General features: G+C 61.8%; 3 protein-coding genes. 1 reads left to right on the top strand and 2 read right to left on the bottom strand.

Features of this window, described 5'->3' with window-relative positions:
• Positions 1 to 433: 433 nt before the first annotated feature.
• Positions 434 to 1,204, bottom strand: coding sequence for an IS5 family transposase (locus CKO28_RS27570; protein ID WP_200344720.1), 771 nt, complete (start codon positions 1,202 to 1,204; stop codon positions 434 to 436).
• A gap of 183 nt (positions 1,205 to 1,387) precedes the next feature.
• Positions 1,388 to 1,867, bottom strand: coding sequence for a DUF302 domain-containing protein (locus CKO28_RS27565; RefSeq protein ID WP_242480867.1), 480 nt, complete (start codon positions 1,865 to 1,867; stop codon positions 1,388 to 1,390).
• Between the two features lie 378 nt (positions 1,868 to 2,245).
• Between CKO28_RS27565 and CKO28_RS27560 the strand changes: the two genes are divergently transcribed.
• On the top strand, positions 2,246 to 3,136 hold an 891-nt coding region (locus CKO28_RS27560), incomplete at its 3' end, for an FAD-dependent oxidoreductase (protein WP_274611110.1).

Here is a 3,136-nt window from a genome sequence, read left to right as displayed (position 1 = left end):
TGGGCATTCCACACGTTCTCGGCCAGGGCCAGGTAGCGCACGATCGAGCCGTCTTTCCGGCGCCGCTGGGTCGTCCGCAGGTACATGCCTAGACCCTGGGGCGCCGAATCGCGCACAGTCAACGCCAAATCGGCCAGTCGTGTGTCTAGTCGGACGAACGCTTCGGCCATCCGCCGATCCAGGCACATCAACGACTTAGACCGCAGACCCCCGGCGCTGCGTGTCCAGTGACCGCGAACTCAGGCCGAAGACAAGCGGCCAGACTGTCCATATAACGCGTGAAGCGCTCAGCCTGCGGCCCATCCATCCACTGGAGATCCATCGACACCCCCCACATCCAGATTGAATCTCCGAATTTACCACAGCATGTGGGGGTCGCGACAAAAATCGTCCGATATCTTGTGACTCAGTAAGACTAGGGTGTGGACTCAAATCATAGGAACCATGTGCGCATCGCGATCAGCGCAACGGTCGCTTCGAAGGTTACTTTCAGCTTGTCGAAGCGCATAGCCAAGCGTCTGTAATCTTTCATTCGATTGAAAGCGCGTTCGATCAGGTTCCGCTCACGATAGAGATCGGAGTTTTCTTCGGGTTTTTGACCGTCTTCTCCACGCTTTGGAATGACCGGGGTCAAGTCTTGATCGCGCAGCCACGCCCGTAACTCCTGGCTATCGTATCCTTTGTCGGCGATCAGGGCCGTACAGTCCAGCGGAGCCTCGTCCATCAGGTCCCAGACGCCCATCATGTCGTGGCGCTGGCCGGCGGTCAGGAGGAACCGGCGCAGTCGGCCGTGCTCGTCGCAGACACCGTGACATTTGGTCGTGCAGACCGCCCCGTGAGGTTCCAATCGCCTGGGCCTCGTCGCGTTCGCTTGCGGAGAATCCCCTTTTTCGGCGCCCGCTGCCGCCCTGTGAGCCGGGATCATCGTGGTATCGATCATCTCAACACTGCTGGGGTACTGCTGTTGGAGCGCCTCGAAAATCCGCTGCCAGATCCCTTGCTTCGCCCATCGCCGAAACCGGTTGTAAACGGTGGTATGCGGACCGTAGCGGCTGGGAAGGTCCTTCCACGGAATGCCGCTGCGCAAGACGTAGAATATACCGTTCAAAACTCGCCGATCGTCGGCGCGCTTTCCACCTTGCCGGGTCGGTGGAAGCTGAGGTTCGATGACGCCCCACTCACGATCCGACAAGTCGAACCGCATGGTATATTCACTCCCTCTCTTGCCACTCACGACCCAAGACTGAGCGAATCATACACCGAGCGCTCTACGCAAAAGCAGATTTGAGTTTAGACCCTAGGGGTAAGGCGGGCGTGGTTGAGCGCGGCCCCGCGGGTTAGCAGCTCCGGCCGTACGGTTCCGTTGCTGCGGATAACCGGCGCGATGTCATTCGACTTGAACCGCCTGCTCGGCGATCGACCTGAACACCGCGTCCAACTCCCGGCCCAGCTGATCAAGGGCCGCCCCGCCGTCGTCGTACGGAGCGAAGGCGGCGCTTGGGCGCTGGTAGCGCAGCGTTGCAGTACCGTCAGGGGATTCGGTGACGTAAAAGCGGATCGGCGCCTCGTAACCGGCGGCGACGCTCGCTTCCAGCATCCTGAGTGCGTAGTCATTGCGAAATACGCCTACCACCATGTTGCCGGGTATCTGAATGTCGCGGTTGGCCGCACCGGCGCTCGCACTAGCACGGTTCACCAGGTACATCTCGTGGTCCTTGACCGCCTGGGTCAGCCGATCGACCAGTGTCGAGTAGCTGTGCGCGCTTTCCAGCACACGCAAACCTGGTCGCTGCGCGGCTGCGGGAAGGGCAGCTGCGGCGACCAACGCAGCGGTGAGTAGGTCGGCCAGGGCAGCGGTCGGACGCATCACGGGAACCTTCCGGAAGGCTAAGTCTGGCAGAACGCTGGGAAGGCTGCCGTTCGTGCGCCGCGCGGTCTAGCTTCGGACGAGCGCTCCCGCTGTCACCCTTTCGTGAGGAACCAAGGCCACCAAGGCCACCGGGCAAACAATGCGTCGCGTGCACGGTGTAGAGGCTACGTCGGTTACACTGTATGCGTCGGCTGGGGAGCTCGCTTGAGTATGACAGCTCCCTGTGTCTCGGCGTCCGCCGTGCCAGGACGAGTGCTTGGCGAAGGTACGGTAACGATTGTTTCAACAGCCAACGCTTTGCCTTGCCAAAGTTAGGTGCGGTGCAACACCTTATCGAGACCGAATGTTGCGTCGATAAATTGGGTAACCGCGGACATGCCAGAAACTGTAGATATAGCCGTGATCGGTGCCGGGACGGCCGGGATGGCCGCCTACCGTAAAGCCCGCGAGGCAAGCGATAACGTCGCGCTTATCGAGGGCTGTCAGTACGGAACTACCTGCGCGATGGTCGGGTGTATGCCGTCCAAGCTGTTGATCGCGGCTGCGGAACGGGCCGATGCCGTGCGCGACGCAGCAGGGTTCGGGGTTCAAGCGGGTGGCCTCACGATCGATGGAAAAGCCGTCATGGAGCGGGTCCGCGACGAACGCGACCGGTTTGTCGGTCTCGTTCGCGAAACGGTCGAGACGTTCGACCCGGCGCATCGGGTCACGGGCCACGCGACGTTCGCGGATCCGCATACCATCGCTCTGGAAGACGGTACGCGCCTTCAAGCCGACCGCATCGTGGTCGCAACCGGGTCGCGCCCGGTCTGGCCGTCAGCCTTCGAGCACGTCGGGGATCGCCTGGTCGTCAACGACGACATCTTCGACTGGATGGATCTCCCGGACTCCGTCGCTGTGTTCGGCGGCGGGATCATCGGACTGGAGTTGGGTCAGGCGCTGGCCCGTCTGGGCGTACGTGTCCGGATTTTCGGCAAGGGTGGCAGCGTTGCAAACCTCACGGATCCGGTCGTCAAAGCGCGCGCGGTCTCAGCGATCAACAAAACGGTTCCGTTCGATCCGGATGCGGACGTAAGCGAGATCGTACGGGACGACGACGCGGTGAGCGTGACCTTCGCCGCGGACGACGACAGACACACGCATCGCTTCGACTACCTGCTGGCGGCGACGGGCCGGAAACCGAACGTGGACAAGCTGGCGATCGACCGGTCCGGTCTCGACCTCGACACACGCGGGGTTCCCACATTCGATCCGCTCACGATGCAG

The sequence above is a fragment of the Rhodovibrio sodomensis genome (assembly GCF_016583645.1).
Lineage (GTDB): Bacteria > Pseudomonadota > Alphaproteobacteria > Kiloniellales > Rhodovibrionaceae > Rhodovibrio > Rhodovibrio sodomensis.
The sequence above is the reverse complement of the archived record's forward strand: the minus strand, read 5'-3'. Positions and strand labels throughout refer to the sequence as shown.

What these genes read in the sequence shown, in the direction of transcription:
- CKO28_RS27565 (WP_242480867.1), bottom strand. Translation starts at nt 1,867, where the DNA reads ATGCGTCCGACCGCTGCCCTGGCCGACCTACTCACCGCTGCGTTGGTC.
- CKO28_RS27570 (WP_200344720.1), bottom strand. Translation starts at nt 1,204, where the DNA reads ATGCGGTTCGACTTGTCGGATCGTGAGTGGGGCGTCATCGAACCTCAG.